This window comes from Microcoleus sp. BROC3 (assembly GCF_036702515.1).
GTDB lineage: Bacteria > Cyanobacteriota > Cyanobacteriia > Cyanobacteriales > Microcoleaceae > Microcoleus.
In genome coordinates this window covers 22799-49563 of sequence record NZ_JAUBTQ010000024.1, presented here as the reverse complement: position 1 = coordinate 49563, position 26765 = coordinate 22799, and the positions used below count along the sequence as shown (strand labels likewise).

General features: G+C 46.3%; 22 protein-coding genes and 1 pseudogene. 9 read left to right on the top strand and 14 right to left on the bottom strand.

The features are described from left to right. The first annotated feature begins 64 nt into the window (after positions 1-64). The 3 genes from rlmD (at position 65) to QUB30_RS16820 (ending at position 2370) form a co-directional block, all read left to right on the top strand. A complete protein-coding gene (gene rlmD, locus QUB30_RS16830) occupies positions 65-1477 on the top strand; it encodes a 23S rRNA (uracil(1939)-C(5))-methyltransferase RlmD (RefSeq protein WP_333335271.1) in 1413 nt (470 codons plus the stop codon). 150 nt (positions 1478-1627) lie between these two features. Continuing rightward, a complete protein-coding gene (locus QUB30_RS16825) occupies positions 1628-2047 on the top strand; it encodes an element excision factor XisH family protein (protein WP_333335268.1) in 420 nt (139 codons plus the stop codon). Continuing rightward, positions 2035-2370, top strand: a complete 336-nt coding sequence (locus QUB30_RS16820; RefSeq protein ID WP_333335265.1) for a XisI protein — start codon at positions 2035-2037, stop codon at positions 2368-2370. Before QUB30_RS16825 ends, QUB30_RS16820 begins: the two co-directional genes overlap by 13 nt. Before the next feature lie 92 nt (positions 2371-2462). On the opposite strand, the gene QUB30_RS16815 is transcribed toward QUB30_RS16820, so the two are convergent. Then, complete coding sequence (locus QUB30_RS16815; protein ID WP_333335262.1) at positions 2463-7022, bottom strand: SMEK domain-containing protein; 4560 nt, start codon at positions 7020-7022, stop codon at positions 2463-2465. Positions 7023-7289: 267 nt separating this feature from the next. Beyond that, complete coding sequence (locus tag QUB30_RS16810) at positions 7290-7826, bottom strand: hypothetical protein (protein ID WP_333335259.1); 537 nt, start codon at positions 7824-7826, stop codon at positions 7290-7292. A gap of 271 nt (positions 7827-8097) precedes the next feature. On the opposite strand from QUB30_RS16810, the gene QUB30_RS16805 reads away from it, so the two are divergent. The 4 genes from QUB30_RS16805 (at position 8098) to QUB30_RS16790 (ending at position 11937) form a co-directional block, all read left to right on the top strand. After that, positions 8098-9213, top strand: a complete 1116-nt coding sequence (locus QUB30_RS16805) for an SPFH domain-containing protein (RefSeq protein ID WP_333335256.1) — start codon at positions 8098-8100, stop codon at positions 9211-9213. A gap of 246 nt (positions 9214-9459) precedes the next feature. Further along, positions 9460-9777: a YkvA family protein gene (locus tag QUB30_RS16800; RefSeq protein WP_333063952.1), complete on the top strand. Its 318-nt coding sequence runs from the start codon at positions 9460-9462 to the stop codon at positions 9775-9777. Between the two features lie 143 nt (positions 9778-9920). Then, positions 9921-10961, top strand: coding sequence for a UDP-3-O-(3-hydroxymyristoyl)glucosamine N-acyltransferase (lpxD, locus tag QUB30_RS16795; protein WP_333335252.1), 1041 nt, complete (start codon positions 9921-9923; stop codon positions 10959-10961). A gap of 94 nt (positions 10962-11055) precedes the next feature. Continuing rightward, positions 11056-11937 carry a CPBP family glutamic-type intramembrane protease gene (locus QUB30_RS16790; protein WP_333335248.1) on the top strand — a complete coding sequence of 294 codons (882 nt, stop codon included), beginning with the start codon at positions 11056-11058 and terminating at the stop codon, positions 11935-11937. On the opposite strand, the gene QUB30_RS16785 is transcribed toward QUB30_RS16790, so the two are convergent. The 6 genes and pseudogenes from QUB30_RS16785 to QUB30_RS16760 form a co-directional block, all read right to left on the bottom strand. Continuing rightward, complete coding sequence (locus QUB30_RS16785) at positions 11922-13391, bottom strand: hypothetical protein (RefSeq protein ID WP_333335244.1); 1470 nt, start codon at positions 13389-13391, stop codon at positions 11922-11924. The genes QUB30_RS16790 and QUB30_RS16785 overlap by 16 nt on opposite strands. Positions 13392-13520: 129 nt before the next feature. Beyond that, positions 13521-13712 (bottom strand): alpha-2-macroglobulin family protein, encoded by a 192-nt coding sequence (locus tag QUB30_RS16780; protein WP_445300509.1) that lies wholly within the window; start codon positions 13710-13712, stop codon positions 13521-13523. A gap of 24 nt (positions 13713-13736) precedes the next feature. Then, positions 13737-14939 (bottom strand): annotated as a pseudogene (locus tag QUB30_RS16775) (Hsp70 family protein); the annotation flags it as partial. 1781 nt (positions 14940-16720) lie between these two features. Beyond that, positions 16721-18037, bottom strand: a complete 1317-nt coding sequence (gene cbiE / locus QUB30_RS16770) for a precorrin-6y C5,15-methyltransferase (decarboxylating) subunit CbiE (RefSeq protein ID WP_333335241.1) — start codon at positions 18035-18037, stop codon at positions 16721-16723. Continuing rightward, the gene (locus tag QUB30_RS16765) at positions 18013-18339 is read right to left on the bottom strand and encodes a hypothetical protein (RefSeq protein ID WP_333335238.1); all 327 of its coding nucleotides are present in this window, start codon (positions 18337-18339) and stop codon (positions 18013-18015) included. The genes cbiE and QUB30_RS16765 overlap by 25 nt, the downstream gene beginning before the upstream one ends. After that, complete coding sequence (locus QUB30_RS16760; RefSeq protein WP_333335404.1) at positions 18329-19069, bottom strand: DUF1868 domain-containing protein; 741 nt, start codon at positions 19067-19069, stop codon at positions 18329-18331. Before QUB30_RS16760 ends, QUB30_RS16765 begins: the two co-directional genes overlap by 11 nt. A gap of 176 nt (positions 19070-19245) precedes the next feature. Here QUB30_RS16760 and holA point away from each other — a divergent pair, with 176 nt between their 5' ends. Both holA and QUB30_RS16750 read left to right on the top strand, forming a co-directional pair. After that, on the top strand, positions 19246-20226 hold the full coding sequence (gene holA, locus QUB30_RS16755; RefSeq protein ID WP_333335235.1) for a DNA polymerase III subunit delta: 981 nt from the start codon (positions 19246-19248) through the stop codon (positions 20224-20226). A 326-nt stretch (positions 20227-20552) separates the two neighbouring features. Continuing rightward, the gene (locus QUB30_RS16750) at positions 20553-21590 is read left to right on the top strand and encodes a hypothetical protein (RefSeq protein ID WP_333335233.1); all 1038 of its coding nucleotides are present in this window, start codon (positions 20553-20555) and stop codon (positions 21588-21590) included. A gap of 271 nt (positions 21591-21861) precedes the next feature. On the opposite strand, the gene QUB30_RS16745 is transcribed toward QUB30_RS16750, so the two are convergent. The 6 genes from QUB30_RS16745 to rpmI all read right to left on the bottom strand — a co-directional run bounded on the left by QUB30_RS16745 (position 21862) and on the right by rpmI (position 26655). Further along, on the bottom strand, positions 21862-24060 hold the full coding sequence (locus tag QUB30_RS16745; protein WP_333335231.1) for a diguanylate cyclase domain-containing protein: 2199 nt from the start codon (positions 24058-24060) through the stop codon (positions 21862-21864). Further along, positions 24057-24665: a chemotaxis protein CheC gene (locus QUB30_RS16740; RefSeq protein WP_333335229.1), complete on the bottom strand. Its 609-nt coding sequence runs from the start codon at positions 24663-24665 to the stop codon at positions 24057-24059. The genes QUB30_RS16745 and QUB30_RS16740 overlap by 4 nt, the downstream gene beginning before the upstream one ends. Then, positions 24662-25039: a response regulator gene (locus QUB30_RS16735; RefSeq protein WP_333335224.1), complete on the bottom strand. Its 378-nt coding sequence runs from the start codon at positions 25037-25039 to the stop codon at positions 24662-24664. The genes QUB30_RS16740 and QUB30_RS16735 overlap by 4 nt, the downstream gene beginning before the upstream one ends. Positions 25040-25278: 239 nt before the next feature. After that, positions 25279-25809 (bottom strand): tetratricopeptide repeat protein, encoded by a 531-nt coding sequence (locus QUB30_RS16730; RefSeq protein WP_333335221.1) that lies wholly within the window; start codon positions 25807-25809, stop codon positions 25279-25281. Positions 25810-26081: 272 nt separating this feature from the next. Beyond that, on the bottom strand, positions 26082-26438 hold the full coding sequence (gene rplT / locus QUB30_RS16725) for a 50S ribosomal protein L20 (protein WP_006634165.1): 357 nt from the start codon (positions 26436-26438) through the stop codon (positions 26082-26084). A 19-nt stretch (positions 26439-26457) separates the two neighbouring features. Further along, positions 26458-26655, bottom strand: coding sequence for a 50S ribosomal protein L35 (rpmI, locus tag QUB30_RS16720; protein WP_006634164.1), 198 nt, complete (start codon positions 26653-26655; stop codon positions 26458-26460). Positions 26656-26765 lie beyond the last annotated feature (110 nt).

Sequence of the window (26765 nt, the reverse complement as noted above, 5' to 3'; positions counted from 1 at the left end):
CGACTTATCTCAGGAAAGAGAGAGCGATATTGCATTACCATATTAAATCCTACCATGACTACTTGTGACCAAATCTAAATTCCCCACCCCAAACTCGACGAAATTGGCAAACCCGTGCCAGCAAGGTCAACTGATTGAGATAGAGATTACCGACTTGACAGACACCGGCGACGGAGTTGGCCGTTTTGGTGAGTTAGTAGTGTTTGTGCCCGATACCGTGACTGGCGATCGAGTCCTTGTGCGCCTCGTGCAAGTCAAATCCACCTATGCTACAGGCAAGCTGGACACACTTCTGGAAACCTCCGAACACCGCATCCGAGCTAACTGCATTGTCGCCGACAAGTGCGGCGGCTGTCAGTGGCAGCACGTAGATTATCAATATCAACTTGCAGCCAAGCAAAATCAAATCATTCAAGCCTTAGAAAGGATTGGCGGATTTAGCAATCTGCAAGTCGATGAAATTTTAACTGGAAAAATCGAGGGATTTCCTCAATTTTTGGGATACCGCAACAAAGCGACTTATCCTGTGGCCATATCTGCAACAAATCAAGTCCAAGCAGGTTACTATCAAAAAAGCACCCACAAATTAGTCAATCTCAATCAGTGTCCGGTGCAAGACCCGCGCCTCAATCCTTTGTTAAAAGAAGTCAAAGAAGACATCCACTGGCGGGATTGGCAAGTCTACGACGAAAAGAAACATACAGGAGAATTGCGCCATTTGTCCTTGCGAATCGGACGGCGCACCGGCGAGATGCTGCTAACTTTAATAGTTCGCACTGGAGAGTTGCCGGGACTCGAAGAGCAAGCATCAGAGTGGCTGAATCGCTATCCTCAACTGGCAGGGGTTTGTTTGAATATAAATCCCGCTCAAACTAATGTGATTTTTGGTGCAGAAACTCGCTGCATTGCGGGTCGTTCTTATCTGCGAGAAAGCTTTGCTGGTTTGAAATTTCAGCTAAGAGCCGATACTTTTTTCCAGGTAAATACAGAGGCTGCTGAAGCATTGTTAGAGGTGATGGTAGGGGAATTGAATTTGCAGGGAAACGAGATTTTGGTTGACGCTTTCTGCGGAATTGGTACTTTTACTTTACCCCTGGCAAAACAAGTAAAAATAGCCATAGGTTTAGAAGTGCAACCGGCGGCGATCGAACAAGCCAGATTAAATGCTGAGTTAAATGACGTGAGAAATGTCGAGTTTCAGGCGGGAACAGTAGAAAGTTTGCTGCCTTCCTTGGGATTGACACCGGATATTGTGCTGCTAGATCCGCCGAGGAAAGGGTGCGATAGCGCGGTTTTAGAAGCTATCAAGGAAATCAAACCAAATCGCATTGTTTATGTTAGCTGCAAGCCTGCTACTTTGGCTCGCGACCTGAAGATTTTGTGCGAAAATGGGGATTATAAGTTAGCGCGAGTGCAGCCGGCGGATTTCTTTCCTCAGACTTCTCATGTTGAGTGTGCGGCGTTTTTGGTGCGGTAAATCAAAAGGGCGATCGTTTTTTGGGAATGAAAGGGCGATCGCGCTTATGTGATTCTTGGCATTTTGGTTGAGTGTTATAATACTATTGGTGCTAAGTTCCTAAGTGCGTGGGTTTGGAGAGAATGGAAACTAGGTCTTTGAGTAAAGTCTATGTCGGCTAGGGATGTTTTCCATGAGTCTGTGAAATCCGCTCTCATGAAGGATAATTGGGTGATTACTCACGATCCGCTGAGGCTAAAGTTTAGCGAAGACGATCGGCTCAGAATTGACTTGGGGGCGGAACAGCTTTTAGCTGCAGAGCGAGGTGTGCAGAAGATTGCGGTGGAGGTTAAAAGCTTTCTGAGTGAATCAGCTATGTTTGATTTCCACCTAGCCCTCGGTCAATTTTTGAATTATCGACTAGCACTCAGAAATTTGGAGCCAGATAGATCGCTCTATTTGGCAGTTCCCATCGCTGCCTATAATTCATTTTTCTCTCGTGCTTTGCCCCAAGCGGCGATAGCTGAGTATGATTTGAAGTTGTTGGTATACGACCCCACGAATGAGGTGATTGTGGAATGGATCGATTAGCTAAATATCGGCAGATTGTTCGTACCTTCCTGATGGAATATAGCAAGACTAAACCCATCAATGGCGACCTTGAAATTCAGGTATTATTTGACACCGAACATGACCATTATCAAATAGTAGAGTTAGGTTGGGACGGTCACAATCGGATTTATAGTTGCCCGATCCACTTAGATATCCGAAATGAAAAAGTCTGGATTCAACGCAATCAAACCGATGAACTGATTGCTGAGGAGTTAGTGCGGATGGGTGTGGCACGGGAGGATATTGTTTTGGGGCTTCAGCCTCCCTATGCAAGGCAGTTTACGAGCTATGGTGTTGCTTAGGCTGTGGCGATTGTCACAAGGGCGATCGCTTTTAGGGAATGAAAGGGCGATCGCCCTTCTGTTAGATTGGTTTGTTGAGGGGCGATCGCACACTATTGCTCCCCTTCATTCAATTCGCTCAAAACTTTTGCCACTGCTGATGCTTGCTCTGGATACAGTCGCGCTAAATATCCACACATTTGATAGGCAGTATCTAAGTAGTATGCACAGGGAATTAACAAGCGTTTAAAATTTACTCGATCACCGGTTTCAGCAAACAATAACGCAATGTCACGTAAGTGCGTGTTACGGTCGCTAAGCATCGCCTCTAAAGTTCTTAGAGCCTCCTCACCTTTTCCTGCAATTGCTTGTATTTGAGCAATTTTCTTGAGGGCTTGCAGGCGTTTTTTTTCATCTTCAATTTTTTCTTGAGCTGCAAGGGCGATCTCAAGAGTTGTAAATTGTTGTCCTTTTTTGAACTGCTCCCAGGCGATTTTCCAAAGTGCGTTTAGTTGCTGGGCTCCCTCTTTAATCTCGTTGATAATTTTAATAGCAGTGGGAAATTCCCCTATTTCTGCATATCCTATGGCTATTATAGAAAAATCTTTATCACGTTCCCCTGGTTCTTTTGTTTGTGCAGCTTCAAGAAAATCGGCAAAAGTTGCTAAGGCTGCTTGGGTTTCTCCTACAGTCGAGCGTGCCACTGCTATAATAGTCAAAGCTTTAAGCATATTTAAGAATTCAAAAGAGAGAGGATCTGCACTTTTATAGTATTCCTCAGCCTTATTGAGGGCTATCTTGCATTTCTCTATTTGTTGTGGATCTGCCTCTACCTGCAACTGTGTTATACTTCTGAGTGCATGAACATGAAAGTATGGGAGAGGGATTGCTTCCAAGGTTCTAAGAGCAACGTCAAACTCTCCTACCCTTGCTTGTGCTTCTGCTATTAATCCTAAACTTTGCGATCGTTGACGTTCTTGGTTTTTACTAATTTTTTGTGCAAGTTCAAAAGCGCGATCGCAGATAGGTTTCGCCTCTTCTATCTTTTCTGCTTCTACCAAGATCCGTGCTATTATCGCTAACACATTTGCTTTTTCCGCAGGATTATCAATATTTTGTGCAATTTCGCAGGCAATACGGGCGGTAGTTACTCCTGCTTCTTTTTGAGCATTTTTCACCTGTACTTCTGCTACTCTTGCTAGAGCTGACGCTCTCATAAATGAGATAGAAGCTTCTGGTTTTTTTTCAATTTTAAGGAAAGTAGCAAAAGTAGTTCGTGCTGCTTCATATTGTCCAGCTTGTGCCTGTATCTCTGCTATTACTCCTAGAGTTTTCGCGTGCATTGATGGAAGATCTATTTCTGTAGCTATCTTCAAAGCAGTAGTGAAATCTTCTGCTTTTGCGTATACCTCTGCTATTGATGATAAAACTTCATTCTTCCACTCTTTACCGCAAACATTGTCCTTGATTTTCAGTAGGGCGGGAAAATTTTTCACTTGGCCTTGTATCCTCACTATTTCCACCAAAGCCTGCGTTCGTTCTCGTTTACTCTCAATCTGTTCAGCAATTTCAAGTGCATCATCAGTAAATGGGCTTGCCTCAGCTTTGGCTATTGCAATTCCACACAAAGCCTGTGCCTTAAATGGCTCCTCGATCAGGCTTGCAGTTACTAACGCATCAGGAAAATTTCTTGCCTCGGCTTGCGATGTTGCAATTGCCGACAAGGCCTCGGATTGATAATGCTTAATCTCAATTTCTTCAACAGTCTCTAGTGCAGTAGTAAATTCCCTCACTTTGGCTTGCTCTGTTGCTATTCTCATTAAGGCATATGGTCTGTCTGAACAGTCAATCTTTTTAGCCGTTTCACGGGCATCGGCAAACTCTCCTAGTTCAGCTTGCGCTATTACAATGTTTCGGAGAGTGTCAGCTTTTTTTTCTTCATTTGCAATACCATTTGCTATTTCTAACTGTCTTAAAAAAATTGCTTTTATTTTGTCTTTATTTCCTGTTTTGAACCACACTTTAGCTATACTTATACTTAGAAAAAGTTTTTCAAGTTCTGGTCTATCGTTAATTTTTTGTAGAGTGGCGATCGCTTCTTCAACCATTCCTACCTCTGTCTGAACATTTGCTAGAGAAACAAACGCACGTACTTGATGCAATGGGTTATCTATCTTATCTGCTGTTTCAAGAGCTTCAGTCAAAGTGGTTTGTGCTGATTCCCTGTCGCCCACTTCTATTTGGGCTTTTGCTATCTTCTCTATCAAAATTTCCCACCATGAGGTTGAAACAAGTGTTTTTACAATCTCAAAAGCGTTGGTAAACGTAACAAAATATTCTATATCTCCTTTCTGTACCTGTACTTTTGCTATATTTAACAGCACTGACACTTGCCATAATATTTGTGAGCTAACGCCCTGCACAGTTTTTAAGGCAGCAGCAAAGTTGCCGCGATTACTGATATTACCGCACAAAATACAGCGGTAGCGATCATCAAAAAGCTTTTGCTCTAAAGAAGTACAAATATCTTCACTGACTTCAAAAACATGGGCAAGTAGGTAAGCAGCAGACTCGCTTTGCCACTCCTTAACCCCATTTGTTGGTAAACGAGGCAATTCCTTTTGCTGCAACCGCTCCAGTGTTTCCTTTGATTCCTGAACTTTGCCTGTATCTTTCAATTCCCACGCCAGTAATAAATACCACAATATACGGTACTCAATTTCATATAAATCTGTCAGGTTCCAAGCTCGTTCTAAATAGCCTTTCCGCAAAGCATCTAGGGGTGAATCTTGCGCTGTTGTCTGCAAAAGTTGCCGTGCGTGTAACAGCATAAATTCTGCCATTTCTCCTGCTTTGTCTTCCTCGGCGGCGGCTAACAAGGCAGTCTGCACGGTCTTCAAAGGCAAGTCAGGCTCATCGGGAAACTGTTTAATAGAGTGCGAGTAAAAGTCTTCGTTACGTGCGATCGCATACAACTCCTCGCACCGCTTCGCTTCGCTTAAATGTTCTGCATAGTATCTCAAGGCATAACGACTCTCCTTTCCCGGCCCATGACTACAGTAGTTAATCAACTTATCCAAGGCATCCTCACCATCGTCACGCAATTCGATAGCAAACGTCGTCCCCAATAGTGGGTGGGCAAAAGCGTAGGATTCATCGTTTGAAATCTTTATCCAGCGTGTCACTTGCCAACACAGATGTAGTTGGCGTAAAGAGCGATGGCGCATTCCCGTAATTGCCTTAACATCTTGTTTTTCAAGTGCGCCTTTTGCTACCGCCAACAGTGCAAAAAATTGCCACCTTTCATCGGGCAAATCTAGTTTATCTAAGGGCTTTAACTGCTGCTTGACATAGTTCTCAAATCCCTTGGGAGTTTGTGCCAATAGTTGTCGTATATCTTGTTTCTGTTTTGCAGCGTGACTCAACTCATCAATTAGATAACTCAGGTAAAGTGGAAAGCCTTGAGTAATTTCATCTAATTGGGTAACGAAATTTATATCTTCGGCAAATACTGCTAACTCACCGTCACCAGTTTGTTTTAACCAGTCTGCGATCGCACAACGGGGCAAACGATCGAGGTGTATTGGCTCAACATCATTTGTCCAACCAGACAAGTATTCTGGCTTCTCCCCTTCAGAGGCTCTCGCTGAAGCAATGACGAATACATTCGGAGGTAAAGGAGTAGGAAAGGGTGGTGAGAAGGGAATATCTGTTTTATCTAATTCATCCAAAGCTTCTATGAGAATGACTAATGGCTTTTCTTCTTTTCCAGGCTCTCTTAATATGTTGTATAGTGCTTTCCTTAACTCATCTATTTCGTTAGGGAGTTGCTCGTAATATCGTTCATAATATGTATAAATTTGCTGTAGTAAATTCCAATAAGCACTTTTAGCAGAACGAGTTTTATCATACCGTTCGCTGAAGAAATGATGAGCAATAAAATAGCCTTGTTCATGCCGTACTTTAAACCAACTAGCTAACAGTGAAGTTTTACCAAAACCAGCACTAGCAGTCACAAGGATGACACCACTGGAATTATCAGCTAAAAAATTGTCCAGTTTTTCAATTTCTTTAGAACGTCCTATAAATAGCTGGGTGTGTTCGCTTACTATCTGCTTAACCTTATCGGCCACCTCGCGATCGGGCTGTTTTCTTTTTTGACCAAAGTTGTCGTCTAAAATCTTTTCAACTTTGCGTACTCTATCGATTTGGAGTTTAGAAACCTCTTTTAGGATATTTCGATAATCCCAAATATCTTTTTGTGTGTCAAAAGTTAACTTCCCCTTAATTATTTTATTAATCTCTTTATCGCCGTAAGAATCTTGCTTTTTTGTCAAAATATAAATAATTATCCGATCGTATTTTTCGTAAAGTTTGTGTTCAACAAACTTGGTTAATGTCTCTTGAACTTTTTCAATACCACGCGTGGCTGTAATTTGAAAAGCCACTCTTGCAGTTTCATCACCCAAATCAACGCTGGGGTAGTTAGTCCCTTTGGTAAAATTTAAATTTTCCAGATTTCTATAGCAGTAAACCTCCGCAATGATAGGTATCAATATATTTTCAGCCACCTTGTTAGGGTCTGTTAGGCCCATTGCCGTACAACCTTCAATTTCGGTTACGAAAATAGCCATCAACTCGTTAATTCTCTTTAGTGATTGCTCAAGATTCATACTCTCTATTTAGAAACTGATTTACTTCTTGTTATTATTGTACATTACAAAGACTGCTGTAAGCGCAAAATCATCAGCCTTGAGTAAAAAAAATCGTTTGCTTATCAAGGGTCATAGCTACCTTGATAAGTGCTGTAGATGCGGTAGCCAGGGAATACTAAAGCAATGCCAATTGGGCTGTGAAGTGTCCCCGGATAGTTTTCTTCTGGCAAGCTAGCCCCCATCCGAATGTTGATCGCACCCAGCCAAATGTAGAGTCATGGTCTTCTATACATTCTCTTCAATCGCGTAGCCTTGATTTCTCCCCCAATCTATCCAAGCTGATGCCATCTGTTTTACCCTTCCCCTTTGTTCGGGTTTAATGGGATTTTCACCCGTAAGTGCACTCAACGCCGATAACCAGTAAAGGGGATTTCTTTTGAGTTCCGATAGCAACAGCGGCACGATTTGTGTTCCCATACTAATAATTTCCTGATAGGCAGGATGCTGAGACATTTGGGCGGTTGAAGAAAGTCCAGCAACATCTTTCTCCCAATCCGAGGCGAGTGCATAAAATTTGTCAACTATATCAGGGGGAATTTTAGCATTTTTGTTGAGAATATTTTGAGGAGTATTGGGTGAAAGACTTTCTGGCTGTGCGAGTAAGTTTTCGATGCCTATTAAAACTAACTCTTCTATCGATACATTCAAGTCGTTGGCGAGTTTTTGTAACTTCAGGAGTCGCTCATCAGAAAGGGCGATCGCGATCGTATTCATCTGACTTACGCTCCTAGCATGATGCCTTAAGTATAGCCAATAAATCACTGACCTTTAGTCACCGTTAAACCAAATTGTAGGGTGCGTCAGACATTAATTCTTTCGATTTCAACAGGTTTGAAGGATCGGACGCACCCTACGGACAGTATTTCCATCGTCCCCACCATCAACTAGATGCAACCTAGATCCAGTCCGGCCTGAATAGGGGGGAGTCCAGAAGTATAGAATAGAGGTTGCCAAACCGGCACACCGCCCGATCGCTCGTCCCCAGCAATTTGTTACCCTAAAAATAGTATCTTCCCTCCCTCAACTCTCTCCCATGAACAACGCTTCTCCCCTAATTCAAACGATAACTCCAGAACGCTGGGCCGGGTTTAGTATGGACTTTATAGGGGCGGGTTACACGGGTGTGTTGGTCAAAAACGGCCGCGCCGTGCGTACCCTAAAATCCGGGCGACATTTCAGCTTTGCCCTTCCCCTGCTGGAACAGTCTCAAATTGTCCTCGTAGACACCAAACTCCGCAATTTGGAGGTGCAGTCGCACGGAGATTTTTTGTCTAAGGATCGGTTTTTAATTGATGCCACTCTGACTGTTATTTATCAAGTTATAGATCCGAAACGGGTAGCTTTGGAATTGTCCGATCCTATAGGTGCTTTAGCAAGTGCAGTTAAGGATTGTATGGGATTAGCGATCGGGCAAATACCTCTACAACAGCTTATCAGTCAAGGACGACTGTTGCTGCGCCAAAATTTGCTCGATCGCGTCCAAGATTTTTATACTCTGGGTTTTAACTTAGAAGACGTGCGAATTGGCGATGTCAGCTTTCCCGAAACCAACGGAGTTATTCGCCAAGTTGAGGGAATGAGTGCCCGACAGGAAGCAGAAAATGCCGCCGCCCTGCAAATGAGAATTGCCGAAGCAGGCCGTCCGATTGTTCCTCAATCTCCCGTACAGCAGTTAAACTTAATTTCAGGTAATTCTCCTGCGAGTCTTCCAGCTTCAGACACAGCAGCAGGGTTCGATCGAGATTTACAACAACTGACACAACAACTTGCTCAAAACAGTCTCCCTCCTGGGAGAAATCCTCCCCAACTTGCACCAACGGTACTCGCAAGCAGCGATCGCAAAACAACCGCATTTTTAATCTACAAATTTTCTGGAGAAGCGATCGCTTTAACGGCCAATCCTTTTACAATTGGACGCGAACCAACCAACACTTTAGTATTACAAGATCCGCAAAGTTCGCGCTACCACGCTCAAATCCGCCGGGCCACCGACGAAATTGGCAAACAGCGATATCAGCTTGTCGATAGCGGCAGTTCCAACGGCACTTTTGTGGGTGGGCAGAGGCTGGCGGCTAACGAGCCTTTTTGGCTGCCAAATGGCTGCGAAATTGCGATCGGCGACCAAAAATGGATCTTTCAAAATTCGTGAGTGAGAGAGATGAAGATTTTTTTAAACAGCAGATAAACACAGATTAATTCCATCCGCTTTCATCTGTCCGGCTTCTGTAGGCTTTGTCAAGAGTCCCCGCCCTTTCAACACAGCTTGACAACTTCTCCCTCCCCAATTCCCTATACTCCCAGGTAGAATTCTCTTGCCAACCCTAGGGGGGATATCTCCACAAGCATTTCGAGCGACAATTTGTCAAGATTGAAAATATAAGTAGAGGACAACCCCATGAACTTTTCTATACAATCTGTTTACAACTGGTACCGCGACACCCTCCGCAACCCCAAATACCGCTGGTGGATTATTCTGGGAACGCTGGCATATTTGGTAAGCCCGATCGACATTGCCCCAGACTTTCTCCCCGTCATCGGACAAATTGACGATGTGGCAATTGCTGTCTTGCTGATTTCCGAAGTTTCGCAAATGGCGATCGACTACTTTAAATCCCGCCAAACAGAGACAGCCTCAGCATCCGAAGCGACCGGTGCCCATTATTCTGAAGCCCAAGGCAGCACCGTTGACGTAGATGCAGTTTCTGTAAAATAATTGCCAAAAATAATCGAGCGCTACAACCCCGACTTCTTCAAGAAATCGGGGTTCTTGTTTTTTAAATGGCAACTGCTCAGATCGTGCTCCAAAGCTGGTAATTTTAACTATGATCCATCTGTGCTAACAACAAATTTTTATAGATGAAGTTTAGCGAAATAGTACAAAAACTTAACTTAGCCACCAGTCGCACCCTCACAGCGTCGGTTGCTACCGATCCAGAAATTACAAGCGCGGCCCCTGTTGATGAAGCTGCATCGGGCACAATCAGTTATATAGAAGGTGCTAAATTTGCCGTTCATACAGCCACTACAAATGCTTCGGCTTTAATTTTACCCTTAGATGAAAGTCTTCAAGCTCAATGTGACGATCGCAACATTGCTTGGATTGCCGCACCCGATCCGCGATTGCTGTTTGCTGAAACGATCGCCATTTTCTATCAACCGTTTCGCCCAGCATCCGAAATTCATCCCTCAGCCGTCGTTCACCCCTCAGCAGAAATTGGTGAAAATGTCTATATCGGCCCCAACGTCGTTATTCAAGCAAAAGTCAAAATTGGCAGCAACGTTTGCATTCATCCAAATGTCGTAATTTACCCAGATGCGGAAATAGGCGAAGGCACAGTTTTACACGCTAATTGTGTCATTCACGAACGTACTCGCATCGGGGCAAATTGCGTGATTCACAGCGGTGCGGCGATCGGTTCCGAAGGTTTTGGGTTCGTGCCGACAGCCACAGGATGGGTAAAAATGGAGCAGTCTGGGTGCACTGTATTAGAAGAGGGCGTTGAGGTTGGCTGCAACAGCACGATCGACAGGCCCGCTGTCGGAGAAACCCGCATCGGCCAGAATACAAAAATCGACAATTTAGTACAGGTAGGTCACGGCTGTCAAGTCGGGAAAAATTGTGCGTTTGCCGCTCACGTTGGCATGGCTGGCGGGGTGAAAATTGGCAACAATGTAATTTTGGCAGGTCAAGTGGGAATTGCTAATCAAGCCAAAATTGGAGATGGGGCGATCGCCACTGCTAAAGCCGGAATTCACAGCGACGTGCCCGCAGGTGCGATCGTGACGGGCATTCCAGCAATTCCCCACAAACTATTTCTCAAAGCCACAGCAATCTACAACCGCTTGCCTGAAATGTACCAGTCTCTGAGGCAAATTCAGCGCAAGCTCGATCGGTAGTCATTAGTTATTAGTCATTCGTCATTAGTTAACCATTAACAGTCAACAGCAAACAGCCAACAGTCAACAGTATTATAGTTGCAACCCCTTAAATGTGAATAGCATAAACAACCTGCGACTGCTGTCGCCGTCAATACCAGCAATTGTCAAAATAATCTTGTTTTTCTCAACTTGGATTGTTGTGTGGCTTCCCGCAGCGATTGTGCTGGCGATCGCCCTCAAATGGCATCCACCCCAACCCTTGGGAAACAAAAAACTACCTTTACTAGCTTCCCTCTACGTAATTGTCCCCTTTATTTTATGGGCGACAAGTTGGATCGAAAACACATCTTTTGTTAACTGGGGTTGGGATTGGCAACCCGCAGTTTTGATGTCATTACTGCGGGGATTAGGATTAGGAATAATCAGCTTAGTAATTTTATTCGGTCTGCAATTAACTGCAGGCTGGATCGAGCTACAAATCAGGGAAATCTCCACCGAAACAGGCGAAAAAATAATTAATTTTTGGGCTTTAATTCTTAATCCTGCTAGTCTGCTGACTCTGTTATTAGGACTGTGGATTAGTGCGACAGAAGAGTTAATTTTTCGCGGCTGTTTGCAAACAATACTCCAGCAAGATTACTCAGTATTAATAGCAGCAGCGATCGCCAGTTTCATTTTCGCGATCGCCCACCTAATTTGGGCAGCCAAAGAAACTCTACCGCAACTGCCCGGATTGTGGCTGATGGGGATGGTTTTAACATTAGCCCGCATCGCCGACAATGGTAGTTTGGGATTGGCGATCGGCATTCACGCAGCTTGGATTTGGGGTATAACTACCGTAGATACAGAAGGCGCAATTAAACCTACTTCTACCGTACCAGAATGGATTACAGGAATTGCCACCAAACCGCTAGCAGGTGCAGCGGGAATTCTGCTATTGCTAGCAACAGCAGCCGTACTGTCAATAGTGATTGGTTATCAACCACCAACTTGAACGCGCAACAATCCAGAATTACCCGTTTCTTCTTCATTAAACATATTCCTTACCACCGCGCGCCAATGTTCGCCAGCAGGTAAAGTGTAACCACTGACTCGCAGCGGAATTTTGAGATTTTTTTGACCGCAAAAGTCTACTGAAAATCGTTTGACTTCGCCTCCTCCTTCCAAACGAGAAAGTGCAGCCGGCAAACATACTTGCAGCAACAAACCCGGTTGGTAAGATTCCACTTCGGCAATTAGTTCAACAGTATCACCCGGTTGTAGAGAACTATTCGTTTTGCTCAATAGAATTTTGACTGGTATATCTGCGGCAAAGGTACTCCAATCTTCGATCGCAATAGTTTTCATCTCAACTAAAGCTGTACCTTCCAAGAGAGCGATCGCCTCGATTTTTTGAGTGCTAAAAACCTCCTCTGATTCCAGTGGACGCATTTCACCTTCCTGCAGGGCATAGACAGTACCATTCAAATTGATTCCCGCCGCTTGGAAAGCACTCATTAAGGCAATCATCCCTACCGAATCCACAGTAGAATATAAACTACCGCTGCCATTTAAACAGTTGGCAAGTTGGTTGACAGTATTGAAAGCCAATCCCAAATCGCAATTCTCCCCCGCCATTAATAAAACTGCCGCACAGTAAGCTTGTTCGCTGCGGTTGATGACATTATTCTGATGCCTTATTTCTTGAGTTTTTAGGTAACTGCGAGCATATAACAAAGCTTCTTTTCTGGTAGAAGCAAGCCGCATAAAAGAGCGGTAAGCATCGCGACCGTTGGCAATTTGAGTTGGTATAATTGGCAAATGATAGGCTGCGGCAGCACCTTCACCAATTGCGATCGCCCTTTGCAACGCAAACTCAAGTTCCCGATCGCTCTTAACTTCTGCTAAACCAAATAAAGACTCGCCGATCGTACTTAAATCGCATAGATGTTGGGCAGCTATTCTACCCCAATAATTATCTGCTTGAACCGCATCACCCCATTTCCTTTCTTGCGGAGGGTATAAAGCTAATCCTTTTCCCGGCAAATACATCTTTTGTTCTCGCGCCGTTCCAGCTATAATTACATCGCGCAACTTTGTCGCATCGCCTCCTGCTGTTAGAGAAGCAACCGCAGCTAGAAGCTTAGCAGCCGTTTGTTCGCAGCAGTGATGTTCGTAATTAGTAGTTGCATCGCACAGCAAGTTAAAAGGCTTTTCTAAACAGGATAAAACTCGCAATTCCAATACTTCGTGCGATCGCAAATCAAAAGTTTCACCAGCCCGCAATAATTGAAAGCGCTGTGCCACTGCTTGAAACTTACCGAGTTCACCAACAGTGCTAACGCAAACATCATAATCTTGAGTAACTAAATCCTGCACTTCGGCCCGCCACTCACCAGGCTGTACTTTAAAAATTACCTTAGCTTGATTGCCTTGATAAGTATTGAGTGCGATTTGTTCCGCATCCAATAAACTGAATTCAACCGGGACACCGTTACAAAATAACCGCAACCCGAATTGCCCGCTAGCACACTTTACGTATAAAGTTGCGGGACTTTTATCGCCCGGATAAATGAACTTAGGTAGCTTAAATTCAGCTCAAATAGGTAGGGAAACCTCCAAACGCTTTTTGACACTGCACCATTCTTTACCCGACTGAGACAGAGCAAATGCCTCAATATTATAGGAAGTAATAGCATCGGGTAATTTGAAACTAACCTCAGCCTTACCCCATTCATCGGTGCGAACAATACCGCAGTAAGCTACATCAGCAAAGTCAGTCCGCGGCAAGAATTTTTCATTAGCGCGATCGGGCAAATCTACCAAATATACGCAACCATAACCTTGATTAAGAAAACTTGCCTGAATCGCAGCACCGAAAGCCACTACTTCATTTGGGTTAATGCTCTGCTGAGGTTCTTTATTCAGCATTTGCCTGACTAATGCTTGAACTGCTGGAATTTGGGTAGAACCGCCAACTAAAACAACTTCATTAATGTGAGATTTGTCAAGTTTGGCTTCGCGCATGGCGTTTTCTAGGGCGTTTTCTACGAGGATGCGGTAGCGATCGATCGAATCCGAGCACACTTCTTCAAACTTGGCCCGCGTCAAAGTCGTGTTCAAGTGTTTTGGCTTGTCTGGAGTCGCGGTAATAAACGGCAAGTAGATTTGGGCTTCGGTAACTCTCGACAGCTCTATCTTGGCTTTTTCTGCTGCTTCTGTCAGACGTTGCAGTGCTTGTTTGTCTTTTCGGAGGTCAATTCCTTCGGATCTTTGGAATTCATTCGCGATGAAATCGACAATTTGATTGTCAAATTCATCACCTCCTACATGAGCTTCCTCGGCAGTGGCTACCACTTCAAACACGCCATCGCCAACTTCTAGAATGGACAAGTCCAACGTGCTACCACCGAGGTCAAACACCAAGATGGTTTCGTTAGACTTTTTGTCCAACCCGTAAGCTAAACACGCCGCTGTAGATTCGTCAATGATTCTCAATACTTCTATTCCAGCAAGTTGGCCAGCTTCTTTAGTAGCTTGACGTTGAGCATCATTGAAATAAGCAGGAACTGTAATTACGGCTTGATTTACTTCTTCATCCAAGTAGTTACTAGCCTCTTCAATCAGTTTTCGTATAATTTTCGCTACTATTTCTTGGGGTGTCAATTGTTTGCCTAAATTCGGACAATTAAGCTCAATATCACCGTTAACATTGGTAACTTGGTAAGGTAGTTGACTGGGTTCGCGGAGGACTTCATTATATTTGCGTCCGAGCAACTTCTTGACAGAATGAAAAGTATTTTCTGGGTTGAGTGCAGCTTGACGTTTAGCTTCCTCGCCTACAAGGCAAGCTCCATCTTCAGTATAGGCAACCACAGAAGGAATACTAGCGATCGCAGTAATTTGACCGTACTTCTTAATAGCTACCTTTGAGCGAGTTGCACCCAAATCAATGCCGACTACGTTGCTGCTTTTGAAACGACCCCATTCTGGGTGTTGTGTGAGGTTTTGTGTAATATAGCGCGAAGTTGCCCAATTACTTACTTCTTGTAACTTTTCCTGGAGTGAGGCGGCGAGACTTTCTTCAGGACTAGCACCTGTTAAACGGCTATCCCGCACTCGCAGGTAAATGGCTGCGGCTTTATCGGCGGTAAGACTCAGTTCTACGGTTGCGCCCGGACTAGCAGTTGCAGGTGCGCTTACAGCTAGCTGTGCTGTTGAAGGAACAAGTAATGTTGACCAACCTTCCCAAGCTTTATCTTCTATCCAAGCGGCAATAGCTATCAAACCTACAGGTGCGGGCACTTCAATATCTATTTCCTGTCCGCAAAAGACATCGCCTAAGTCTTTTTCACAGCAAACATTTCCTTGCAAATCTAATATTAATAACCGCGCTGCTTGTGCTCCAACCATCCACCGCAACTGCGTTTGACGGTTGGCGGGTGTGGGGTCAAGAATCATCGCGGGGGTATTTTCCACCTTGGTAGTTTCACACCCAGACCCGTACCAGCCATCATTCATATCGGGATCTGGGGTATTTTCCACCCTGCTACTTTCACTCACATACAGTCCCCGCACTAACCTAGTTTGCGGTTGCGGCATCATGCTTACTCGCACCTCTGGCCCTAAATTTGAAAGCAAAGTTGCACCTCGCTCTACCTGTTGGGAACCGGGAATAACAACTGTCGCCACTGCATCGAGGTAACTGATCCGCAATTCTAATCTTTTAGTAGTGAAAAATGGTAAATTGAAATTAGCGTTATAAATGCCAACTGTGACGGGTTCTAGTTGCTGTTCACCGAGTTTGCGTTCTCCAATCCACAATTCAACTTGTATGGGTTGGTTAAGCGGTTGATTAAAACCCTCGACTTGCAGGCGACAATTTAAATTATGTTCCTGCAATTCATGGCTTTTTAGGGTAGCTTGCAAAGGTGAGAGAACATATTCCGCTACACTGAAAGACCATTCAAATTTATTATTTTGATATTCCCAGTCTTCCCTGTCTTTCAAGTAAACTCGATAATTCCCTACAGGAAGCTGAGTCAGTTCTACTAACGTTAACCCTTCTGTCGCTAACTCGATTTTTTGAGTGCGGTAAACGCTCCAATTTTTTTCGATAGCTAATTCTACAATTTCCTGTGATGTTGCATCCTGACTTTGTTTTATTAACCAGTCGGGGGCTATGATGAGTAAACGTATCGAGTCATGAATTGCTTGATAAATTTCCTTGTCTGGTAGCAATATATGGGATTTTTTAAAATGTGGTATTTGCGGTTTTATCTTAAAACCGGGAAATATCTGACCGTTCGGCACTAAGGGAATTGTGCGCCGTTGCGGTGGGCCGTAAAAGTTTTCTAGTGAAATTTGATAATTATCATAATTTTTAGAGGGTTGGGAATCGATGAAGGCGAACGCATTTCCGACTAACATTCGATCGACATAGTAACGAGCCAGTTCTGGGTCGGTAACATGAATATTTAAATTAGACATTGCACTGTGTGAGGTGAATAAACTGTGTTGTTATATTGGCTTGGCTCGATCTAAAAACATCAGTGGGAGGTTACTACTTAAGGAGGAGAGTTTTCCCTATAACCCTTCTTAAAACGAAATTTAAGTTTTACAATTTTTACGTTATAGTTAAGAATTGCCTTCACACAGTAGGTTAGATGCACGCTGAAATTGTGGATTTGGTATAACCAATTCGTAGCGGTAAGCTATTCTTGTTGCACCCTACAAATAGACTATGCGTAAATCCTATTAACGTTAATCTGCGTTAATCTGCGGTTAAAAATCAGACATTAATTCAAGTGTCGATCGATCGTCACAATCGAAACAGGCCGCAACGCATCAAAACGAGTTGAATTTCCCCCAGCCACAGAACGCGATAACTGCACTTGCACGATTCGGTAACTCCAGTGCGGTTCCCGGCGCACCCGATCGCCCATCCAGCTCAAAACAGTAGCAATATCTTCAAAAGCATCCAAAGCCAGGACTATCGAGCCTCCAGGGAGCAGCCGCAGCGCGCAAACGCCCAAAATTTTAGTCAACCCTCCGCCACTACCACCAATAAAAATCCGGTGCGGAGGACGCAAGCGGTGCAAGATTTCCGGGGCGGTTCCGTTAATCGAGAACACATTTTGCAGCCCAAAACGGCCGTAGTTGAACTCGATTGCAGAAGTACCAGAAACCGTTTGTTCGATCGCGTAAACCTCAGACTGCGGGAATAAACGAGCAATCTCGATCGACACAGAACCGTTACCAGCACCCACATCCCAGACCACTTGTCCCGGTTGCAAAGCCAATTGTCCCAACACCAACACCCGCAATTCCCGTTCAACCGTTAAACCAGGCTTATCGCCACAACCGATAAAAGCTGCATCCGGTATTCCCAACAAAGGCAACTTTTCCAAATCCAAAGGTTCTGCCCTCGGCGGGGGTTCCCGCAGCATCACAACCACGCTCAGCGGTGCAAAAGACTCTCCCAGCAAAGCTGACAGAGAACGCAGGCCCACCCGCTCGTCAGCAGAACCCAAATTCTCGCAAACCCAAAACTCGTAGCGTGTAGGCAAATCTAGAGCTTTTACCCAATTTGCCAGGGCCGCCGGAGTATGAGTTTCGTCTGCGAGCACCGCAATTTTCTCGACACCGAGCTTGAGTTTGGCAGTCAGTTCCTCAAAATAACGTCCTTGAGAACCCACAAAATGAGCGTCTTGCCAAGGGATTTGCAAGCGGTTAAAAGCCAACTGCACAGAACTGACGTGGGGGTGAAAAGTCAATTTTTCTGCCGGCAATTGGGAAATTAACAACTTTCCCCAGCCGTAGAACAGCGGGTCTCCCGCCACCAAAATTACAATGAGTTGAGGCCAGGGGGTGGAGGGGGGCGAAAAAGTCCCTGGATCTGGCTCTAAATTCGCATCAGTTGCCAACCAGCGCTTAATTTCAAGAATTGCCGCCGTCAAATCTTCCAACACCCAGATCTCGCAGGAATGGTGCGGGAAATAGCTCAAATGTCGATCGCTCCCTATTAGCAGAGCGGCCATTTCTACAACCTGCCGCGCCGAGGAGCTCAGCCCAGCAGCTCCATCCAAACCTATACCAACAACGTGTACTGCCACTTTTTCAGCAAAGCTGTTTTTTTCTGATTTTTCATAAGTTTTTTGCTTGACTTTGTTGCCAAGCCCAAGTAATTAAAGCATTTAATAGGCAATATCCTGAGTGTTGTCACAGGGGAGAGGGGGAGAGGGGGCGAGAGAGTTGGAGAGTGGGAGATGGGGAGAGTCAGATAGGGGAAAAAATCTTCCTTCTTCCCTCTTTTTACCCTGAGCGAAGCCGAAGGGCTTTCTTCCTTCTTCCCTCTTCCTTCTTCCCTCTTCCTTCTTCCCTCTTCCTTCTTCCCTCTTCGTTCGTTAAAACTCAAAAACAGGCCAGTCCGGTTGCCGGAGGTAGGTAGCCATGTCCTCAAACTTCCGCAGTTCCACTCGGTTTACGGACAGTTCTTGCGGCGTGTCCAGCCATTGCTCGTTTAACTCTGACAGCAAAGCGCACAAGCGATCGCGGTCTAGGTTCGGCCCGGTGTCCCCAAAATAAGCCAGAGTAATGTGTGCCGTAAAATGATATTGCTGTTCGATTCCTAAAGCAATTAAATCGGGATTTTGATAGATCGATCGGCGAAACTCAAGAATTTGCTTGTAAGAGTTTTCGTCCGTCGGTGCCAAACAAACACCCACAGCTCTAGTCATCACCATCAACCCCAGCACTATCCAGCGAATGGGAGTGCCGCCCGCCAAGGGTTTGCAGGCGGCAAAACGATCGGCCATGCGCGAGCGCAGTTGCTCCTCAAATTCTGGATTTTTATCAGAGGCATCTCGAAAAGCGCTGTTCCAAATCAAATCGGCTACGGTTAAATGGAAGCTATCAGGAGGCAGTGCCACGAGCGCACCCTCCGCTATTTCCTGCAATAGCCGTTGTTGGCTCGACTGCAAATTACTATAAAATGCAGCATTTTCTGCATCTTCCCCCGCAGGCGGCGTAATCACTGAATAACCTGGAAAAGGTACAGGATCTCTCCGACCTGCTTCGTCGGGCTTAAATTTTGGAGATTCCTGAATGTGTTCCACCTGGGACTTGTAGGAGTCCAGCAGCGTCATTCGCGCCACCCGATTTACGTAAGCTTGATAAGTATCATCCAATCTTGATTTCCTCGCGGTGACAAACTCCCACACCAAATTTTATATTATGCTGCGGGCTTCCAACAGTCCAATTCAGGATATGTTGGACTTGCGGAACGTGCAACTCTGATTTTTTTGGCTACTGAGCGTTTTTCATGCAAATTTACCTGTTTTGGGGGGAAGACGACTTTGCCATGGCGCAAGCTGTGACAAGTTTGCGCCAAACTGTCCTCGACCCCAACTGGGCTAGTTTTAACTATGACAAGATTATTGCCGATTCCGCCGGAGCTGTGGTCGAAGGGCTCGATCGAGCCTTAACGCCGCCCTTCGGTACCGGCAGCCGTTTTGTCTGGCTGGCAAATACGACTGTAACGCAGCAGTGCTCTCCAGAACTGTTAGCCCAATTTGAACGGACGCTGCCGGTGATTCCCCCTACCACCGTGTTGCTGCTGACATCCGTCAAAAAACCCGACAGCCGGCTCAAGTCTACCAAGTTACTTGTCCAGTCCGCCGCCGAAGTCCGCGAATTTTCGCCGATTCCGCCTTGGAATGACAAAGAATTAGCCCAGCGGGTGCGCCAAGTCGCGGGCGAAATGAACGTAAAATTGACCGCCACAGCGATCGAACTTTTGGCCGAATCCATTGGCAGCGATACCCGCGGGCTATACAGCGAACTGGAAAAATTGCGACTGTTTGCGGGCAACCGCAGCCAACCTCTGAACCCGGAGGAAGTGGCAGCACTGGTACACTGTCACGCCCAAAATACCTTCCAGCTAGCCGATGCGATTCGCGAGGGCAATACCTCCGCCGCTTTGGATTTATTGGCCGGCTTAACTGGCCGCAGCGAGCCTGGTTTGAGGATTGTGGCTGGCTTGACTGGTAAGTTTCGGATTTGGCTGTGGGTAAAGGCGATGATCCAAGCGGGCGATCGCGATGATAAAATTGCTCAAACTCTAGACCTCGGCAATCCCAAACGAGTATACTATTTTCGCCAAGAAGTCAAGAACGCCAGCTTAGAAAAACTGCAAAAAAGTTTGCCCTTGCTGCTAGAGTTAGAAGCTTCTTTAAAGCGGGGCCGGGAAGAAATCTCAACCCTGCAAACCAAAGTTATAGAACTTTCTAGCTTGTTTCGCTGAAGTCCGACAGCCCAGCGGGATGGGGTCGCAACTGTAAATTTTTACAACAAATTTCGAGCGCTGGTATGTGCTTGATGCCCGATCGGCGGCCAAAAGGTCTTGAATAGATAGTGACATCCTCCCTCACTAAATTCGTCATGACCCTAGCTTTCATTCACGCAGGGAATCGAAGATTACGGTGTGGGGTCTCCCGCCGGGTTAGCTAGAAATACTCTCAGAATGCGACAGTAGAAGTTAATGTGGTAAATACATATTGTCCGCCGCCGAACGCCGATCGGTTAATATTATTTACCGGCTCTCCACCCCCCCCCAAAAGAGCGCTACCCATGACACAACAGAACCTGCGGGAACTTCTCAAGCAGGGCGATCCAAAAGCGATCGCATCTAGCATCAACCGTACACTCACACCCAAAGGCATCAACGCCGATGTGACGCGGGATAACGGCTGCCTCCACATAATTCTGGAGTCAGACAAAGTACCGAGTCAAATGGCATTGGTCGATTTCATCCGCACCGGCATGACGAAGCTGGGACTCGAATCAATTCACACTGTAAAGGTTTACGGGCGTCGAACAGGTGACGGTGAGCCTGCGTGGGAAGATGAAATTGAGCTGATGCCTGCGGAGCCAATGCCTTACCCCTCCGAGAGTGGAATGCCAGACGACTCTGTAGGTTTAGATGATGTCGAGCCCGAAGGCGAAGACTATTATCAAGAAGGAGAATTCGATCGAGATGACGAAGAGGAAGAGGAAGAGGAAGAGGAAACCCCGCCTCCGAAAAAACAATTCCCCAAATGGGTAATACCTGTGGCTATCTTAGTGCCTCTGGCGGCGCTCGCAGGGCTTTTCTTTACTGGCAATTTCCCCTTCGGCGGCTCGAACCCAGAACCGAGGGCCCCCGAAGCTGCTTCCCCCTCCCCGAAAGCCACATCTCCCGCGTCTAAAGCGACCCCATCCTCTCCGGGCGCATCTCCCGCCACCCCACAGGCCGCCTCTCGGGTTCCGGCAGCTACTCCCAATGCTGCAGCAGTACCCGCAAGCCCAGCTCCGGGGACATCTCCAGCACCCAAAGCGGCACCGGCATCTGGGCCGCCCAAGCCAGCCTCTCCAGCACCAAAAGCGGCCGCGCCTAAGCCTGACTCTTGGAGGGAAGCCGTGAACAAAGCTCAGAATGCAGCAATTTTAGCCCAGACGGCTAAGTCTCAAAATGAGTGGATTGCAGTAGCAAGCGAGTGGCAGAAAGCGGTTGGGCTCATGAGAGCAGTGCCCTCAACGAGCTCGAACTATCAAAAGGCTCAGCAAAAAGCGGCAGAGTATGAGGCTAATCTGATTGTTGCCAACCGCAGGGCGGCGGCAGCGCCTTAAGAGTTTTGAGTTGAATACTCGATATGTAAAAAGTCAAAAGTAAAAAGTAAAAAATCTTGTTTTTACTGACACCTTTCTTACTTTTGACTTTTTACAATTTTACTAAAAAATTCAAATAATTTAGCGGGTGTGCCGTAGCATCGTTCTTATATGAATAACATTGATTGAAAATCTGTGGCTGACATTCCTGGGAGTGAAAATATCCCCGCAGCCCAATTTACTCCCACAGGACAGCTCGTAACTACTCCCTTTGCACAAATATTGGAATAAGTCAAGCGCTTGTGGGAGACGGCAAATTAGTATTGGGCATAGAAAAATCCACAGGAAGCAGCGGAGTGACTGTCCCGTTCGGCTTGCCAGAAGCAGGGTCTGGCTGGTAAAGTTGGATACGATCGCGCCCAAGTCGTTTAGCTTGATACAGCGCTTGGTCGGCTGCGGCAATCAGAATTTCGGGTCCAGCAGATTCAGATGCAGGAACAATACTCGCTACGCCGAAACTGACAGTGACGTACGGACTCACCTGACAACCAGCGTGAGGAAGCTGCAAAGCTGCGATTTTGAGCTGTATGTGTTCGGCTACCAGCACCGCCCGTTGAATTGCGGTATTCGGCAAAATAACGGCAAATTCTTCGCCTCCGTAGCGAGCTACTAAATCGGCGGGGCGATCGACTGCATTGCCGATCGCCCCGGCGACTTGCCGCAAACATTCGTCTCCCCCTGGGTGCCCGTAGGTATCGTTGTAACTTTTAAAAGAATCAATATCGCACAGAATCAGGGACAGAGGCGTTTCTTCCCCCGCTTGTCTGCGCCACTCCATTTCTAAATACTGATCGAACCGACGGCGGTTTGCTAGCTGGGTGAGTTCGTCTAAAGTTGCTAAGCGCTCTAACTTGAGGTTGGCCGCTTGCAACTGCTGGTATAGTTCTGCTTGCTTGATCGCGATCGCCAACTGTGTGGCTAAAGAAGACAGCAACTCTACTTCCAACTGCATCCACTGCCGGGGACTGCACTGGTGGGCCATCAGCAGCCCCCACAACTCGTCTCCTTGCACTAGCGGTACCACCAAATAAGCTTTCACCTCAAATTCTGCGAGCAAGTCAATTTGATCTTGTGGCAAATCGGCGGCGCAGACATCGGCGATGGGTCGGATCGCCCGATGTTGGTAGGCTTCCAGATAGAACTCGTCAAAACAGAAATTTTCCAGAGTTTCTCCCAGCATCGGCCGGCAGTTGGGAGCTACAGATTCCACCGTCACCGCCCCCGTCGCGGGTGCAGCGCACAGATACCCCGTACAGAAGTTGAATCGGACGATCATCACTCGATCGGCCTGAAGGAACTGGCGCACTTCTGTCACAGTCGTGTTGAGCACTTCGCCCAAATCCAGAGACTGGCGGATGTGCTGAGTTATCGTCGCCATCAGCAGTTCTCGTTCGTTTTGCTGCCGCAGCGCATCCTCTGCCCACTTGTACTCGGTAATATCTTGAGCGGTGCCGAAAATTTGTTTGGGCCGGCCGTCGGCTGTGCGGGCGAACACTTGATCGCGACAGCGGAACCAGCGCCATTCGCCCGATCGATGTTTCAGTCGGTACTCCAACTCCAAAATATGCCCGTCTTGGGCCGAGGGAAATTTTTGCAGGTGCGCTTCCACCCTCTCCAAATCTTCTGGGTACACCAAACTGGAAAACAAAGCCATTTCCATCTGTAAAATTTCTTGAGGAGTGTAGCCGAGCAATTTAGAAGCTTGACCGTTGACGTAGACGTTGCGCCGTTGGGTCAAATCGTATATGTATAGCAAGTAAGGGGCCGCGTCAGCAATCTGCTGGATGAAAAGCTGGCTCGATCGCAATTTTTCCTCTACCTGCTGACGCACTTTCACTTCCTCTAAAGCCTGATCCCGCAGTGTCCGGTAAGCTTGGATGCGGTGGGTGAGGTCGGTCACGTCCTGAATCACCAGCAGCGCGTAGAACGATGGGGAATTGACCCCCGGCCATATTGATGACGAAACTGAGGGTCGATATTCCCCAGACAAAAAAGCACTTGTTGGTTCTCCGACTCCGAAAGTACCGTCTGGTTCTAACTCAAGAGTCTGGAGAAGCCAGTCTCTAATCTCCTCTTCTGCAACGCCAGCCTCCAGGGCCGGCACAGCAGTCACAGTAGTTTGCTGAATTCGCTGCTGCCCGTCTTGGCAAGTTGCCGGAATCAGGTGTTTGTGAATTTGAGAAGAAAAAATTGTTGGCGGGCCTCCTGCAAAGATTTGCTTGAAGCGAGTTGCGTACTTTAGCTGACTCAGATGAGGAAAATGGGTTGTGATCTTTGTCCCCAATATTTTCCTGCGAGGAATTTTTGTCCACTCTTCCAGACAAGTATTCCAAAACAGCACCACAAAATCATCTCGCAGCAAGCAGGCACCCACTGGTACGCTGTCGAGAACCCCAAACTTTTCCTTAATAGTTTTGCTCTCCTCGATCATAGACCCCCGGCAAGTTGATTGATAGCAGTCAACAAGGTGTCAAAGGAATTGACATTGAAAATGAGGATGATATCTCCTTCAATGTGAAGCCTTTCAATAATGAAACGGGTCTGGGCTAATAAAACAACTGTATCAGTAGCTAAACCGCCAGATGTCAGCAAAGTAGCGATCGTCCCTTCCATGTAATTAGGAATTGAGTAGTTCAGGCGTTGCTGAAGTACGTTGCTAATTGCACCCATGACCCCATTGATAACAATATTTCCCACTTCACTTAGCGTACCAATTTTGACTGAATCTAGGTCGTGAGTTCCAACCTCTTCCCCTGTCAGCATGGTAACGAGCATGGCCGCGCTGTTGGTAGGAAAGACTAGCTGAGCAATGCCTCCAAAGGAACCTGTGAATTTGAGCTGGACGGCGGCGATTTGCTCGCCGTTGAGGTGAATCTCTAACTCTTGTTGCAGGTCGGTGGGAGACAGGACTTGGAGGAAGGGGATTTGCAAGCGAATGGGAGACTCGATCATGTCGTTCAAGATCCCTGCTGCTTGACCGATCCCGATGTTGACGAGTTCCTGCAAAGCATCGAGCTGTCGAGCGCTTAATTTCATGGGGTGCTCTCCTCGCTGGCACTGATAGCTTTTTCGATCCACCCGATCAGTTCTTCTGAGTTGGGCATTTTGTGAATGACTGCGACGGCTCCGAGTTCGATGCACTCGGAGCGGGTGGTTGCTTGAATGTCTGCGGTAATTACGATGACTGGAATTTTATATCCTCGATCGCGCATGGCTTGCAGGACTTCCCGACCTTCCATTTCCGGCATCAGCAGATCTAAGAGCATACAGTTTGGGGTTTTAGTGCCGAGCAGTTCTAGAGCTTCCGGGCCGCTCGATGCTTCCCAAGTCTCGTATCCTTCTGCTCGCAGGATCTTGCAGATTACCCTGCGAGTCAACCAGGAATCTTCGACAACGAGAATTGATGTCACTACGTTCTCCTCCTTCAATTGTTTAGGACTGATCGGCGTTGCAGGTACTGCTTTTATTTTGACAGCAGTTTAAACTAGCTGGGACGGTCTGCGATCGAGCTTCACTCGGAATTCCTGTTCTTAAAAATTAACGCATTAACGTGTTGGATAGTTTAGTATCTTGGACTATGGGAAGAAAAAACCCGGTTTCGGAATGAAACCAGGTTTGGGGGTATCTGTATTGCTCATAATACCGATGCTCAATTATAGATTACCAAACGCTTCCGGAGGGACTCTATTCGCTGTTTGGCAGTGGCATTCTCAGGATCGCAGGCGAGAGCTTGTTCGTACATTTCCAAGGCTTGAGCTGTTAATTTCTTGCGCTCGTAAGCGTGACCTAGATTATTGAGAGATGTAACGTATTCGGGCTGCAACTTTAGGGCTTCTTTGTACTGGCGGATCGCAATGTCGTACTGTTCTTGACCGAAGTGTGCAAAACCGAGGGCATTGTAAATAGCTGCTTGATTTTCTTCGCCTTCTAAATCTTTGGCTTTCAGGGCTTTTTGAAACAGTACGATCGCCTGGGAGTAAAGCTTTTTATCTACATAGATACTTCCTAATTCGTAGTATTCCTGTGCTGTTCCTTTTTCTGTAGTCAGCTTATTTTCTAAGCGTTCCAGAGACATTTCCAGCTTCCGAGTTTTGAGGATTTGGCGCACAATAAACCAGGAAGTGCTGCCGAGTATAGCGAGCAGGACTGACAAGTAAACGATCAGCAAATTACTATCCATGTTTTTTTAAAATTAGGTTAGGTCTGTGGAAGGTTTTATTTATTGTAATGCGCTAGCAATCTTTGATATTTGCCTTTGCAACTGTATAAAAAACACGAAAAGCGCGAGCTACAAGTCAGATCGCCATTTCGGAATCAGCAATAATTCAGAAGTAAGAACAAAGAAGGAAAGTTTGTCTGAATCTCATAGATTTATCAGGAGTTTTCCTTCTCTGGCAGACAGTTAAATCTTTCTTACTTCTGGTTTCTGCCTTCTAAAAATCAAGCGAACTTTCAGGCTCCGGCTCGATTAGCCATTTCCACAACTTTACCGAATGTTGCGGGGTCAATGATCGCCATTTGTGCCAGCATTTTGCGGTTGATTTCGATGTTGGCTTTCTTCATGTTGCCGATCAGTCTGCTGTAGCTCGTGCCGTGCTGGCGCGATGCGGCATTGATCCGAGCAATCCACAGGCGGCGGAAATCGCGTTTGCGTTTTTTGCGATCGCGATAACCGTTACGCAGGGCCTGCATCACCCGTTGGTTAGCTGTGCGGAACTGTTTCGACTGTGCGCCTCGGAAACCCTTGGCTAATTTGAGAATTTTTTTGCGGCGCGCTCTGGCGACATTACCGCGTTTTACCCGTGTCATCTTTAATTTCCGTTAAACTTTACAAGTATGGAAGCATTAACCGCACGTTAGCATCGTTGGTCTCGTCGATGACGACCAGCTTAGAGAGACGGCTTTTGCGAGCTGAACTTTTGTGCTGTAGCAAGTGGCTTTTGTAAGCTTTGCGGCGCACAATTTTACCGCTGCCGGTCGCTCTAAAGCGCTTTGCGGCTGCTTTGCGAGTTTTGAGTTTTGGCATGGACTGGTGTTATTTGGACACAAGCTTCAACCGTACCACGTTTTTGGTACTTTCTGCAAGGGAGATTTGCCGGTGGCGGGCGGCATTGCATTTGCTCCGATACACAGGAT

Bases quoted from the DNA above. Each gene is read 5' to 3' on its own strand.
- QUB30_RS16825 (WP_333335268.1), top strand. From the start codon at position 1,628: ATGTCGGCTAGGGATGTTTTCCATGAGTCTGTGAAATCCGCTCTCATG.
- QUB30_RS16820 (WP_333335265.1), top strand. From the start codon at position 2,035: ATGGATCGATTAGCTAAATATCGGCAGATTGTTCGTACCTTCCTGATG.
- QUB30_RS16815 (WP_333335262.1), bottom strand. From the start codon at position 7,022: ATGAATCTTGAGCAATCACTAAAGAGAATTAACGAGTTGATGGCTATT.
- QUB30_RS16805 (WP_333335256.1), top strand. From the start codon at position 8,098: ATGAACAACGCTTCTCCCCTAATTCAAACGATAACTCCAGAACGCTGG.
- QUB30_RS16800 (WP_333063952.1), top strand. From the start codon at position 9,460: ATGAACTTTTCTATACAATCTGTTTACAACTGGTACCGCGACACCCTC.
- lpxD (WP_333335252.1), top strand. From the start codon at position 9,921: ATGAAGTTTAGCGAAATAGTACAAAAACTTAACTTAGCCACCAGTCGC.
- QUB30_RS16760 (WP_333335404.1), bottom strand. From the start codon at position 19,069: ATGACGCTGCTGGACTCCTACAAGTCCCAGGTGGAACACATTCAGGAA.
- holA (WP_333335235.1), top strand. From the start codon at position 19,246: ATGCAAATTTACCTGTTTTGGGGGGAAGACGACTTTGCCATGGCGCAA.
- QUB30_RS16750 (WP_333335233.1), top strand. From the start codon at position 20,553: ATGACACAACAGAACCTGCGGGAACTTCTCAAGCAGGGCGATCCAAAA.
- QUB30_RS16745 (WP_333335231.1), bottom strand. From the start codon at position 24,060: ATGATCGAGGAGAGCAAAACTATTAAGGAAAAGTTTGGGGTTCTCGAC.
- QUB30_RS16740 (WP_333335229.1), bottom strand. From the start codon at position 24,665: ATGAAATTAAGCGCTCGACAGCTCGATGCTTTGCAGGAACTCGTCAAC.
- QUB30_RS16730 (WP_333335221.1), bottom strand. From the start codon at position 25,809: ATGGATAGTAATTTGCTGATCGTTTACTTGTCAGTCCTGCTCGCTATA.
- rplT (WP_006634165.1), bottom strand. From the start codon at position 26,438: ATGACACGGGTAAAACGCGGTAATGTCGCCAGAGCGCGCCGCAAAAAA.
- rpmI (WP_006634164.1), bottom strand. From the start codon at position 26,655: ATGCCAAAACTCAAAACTCGCAAAGCAGCCGCAAAGCGCTTTAGAGCG.